This is a genomic window from uncultured Shewanella sp., from assembly GCF_947495455.1.
Taxonomy (GTDB): domain Bacteria; phylum Pseudomonadota; class Gammaproteobacteria; order Enterobacterales; family Shewanellaceae; genus Shewanella.
The window spans coordinates 1-245 of the sequence record NZ_CANLZC010000304.1 but is presented as its reverse complement, the minus strand read 5'-3'; the positions used below and the strand labels follow the sequence as shown (position 1 = coordinate 245).

The window sequence follows — 245 nt, the reverse complement described above, 5'->3', positions numbered from 1 at the left end:
CTCGACTTGCATGTGTTAGGCCTGCCGCCAGCGTTCAATCTGAGCCATGATCAAACTCTTCAATTAAAGTTTTGTTGCTCGACTACGTCGAACGACTCAATGAATTCTGTGATTTGTTTCCACTTTGAAAAGTGAAATCAAACTTTTTCATATTGCTATGAACACTCATCATTAAGTTATATTTCGAATAACTTAATCTCTGTGAGTGCCCACACAGATTTGCTTGTCTAATTTTTAAAGAACGA

General features: G+C 37.1%; 1 rRNA gene. It reads right to left on the bottom strand.

What is annotated here, in order from left to right:
- Positions 1-66: ribosomal RNA gene (locus Q0791_RS25180) — 16S ribosomal RNA — on the bottom strand; the annotation flags it as partial.
- Between the last annotated feature and the right edge of the window lie 179 nt (positions 67-245).